Source organism: Halomonas sp. MCCC 1A11062 (assembly GCF_021404355.1).
GTDB classification, from domain to species: Bacteria; Pseudomonadota; Gammaproteobacteria; order Pseudomonadales; family Halomonadaceae; genus Halomonas; species Halomonas aerodenitrificans.
In genome coordinates this window covers 1-388 of record NZ_JABFTW010000070.1, presented here as the reverse complement: position 1 = coordinate 388, position 388 = coordinate 1, and the positions used below count along the sequence as shown (strand labels likewise).

The 388-nt window shown below is 60.6% G+C and carries 1 protein-coding gene; it reads left to right on the top strand.

What is annotated here, in order from left to right:
• On the top strand, positions 1 to 388 hold a 388-nt coding region (locus tag HOP58_RS22835; protein ID WP_234261922.1), incomplete at both ends, for an AAA family ATPase.

Here is a 388-nt window from a genome sequence, read left to right as displayed (position 1 = left end):
TGCCTGTTCGAGGGCCGCGAGGCGCTATTCGAAGGGCTCTATATTCACGACAAGTGGGACTGGCAGGTTCGCTATCCGGTAATTCGCCTGAGCTTTGCCGATGGCGTGATGCAGAGCCGCGGCGATATCGACAAGCGAATCCGCTATCTATTGCGCCACAATCGAGAGCGGCTACGCATTGACGCGACCCAGGCGGAAGACATACCGGGTGAATTTGCCGACCTGATCCGCGGCACCCACGAAAAGTACGGTCAGCGCGTGGTGGTGCTGGTCGACGAGTACGACAAGCCCATTCTCGACAACCTGCTCGAGCCCGAACGGGCCCGCGAGCTGCGCGAGGGATTGAAGAACCTCTACAGCGTGCTCAAGGATGCCGACCCGCACCTGG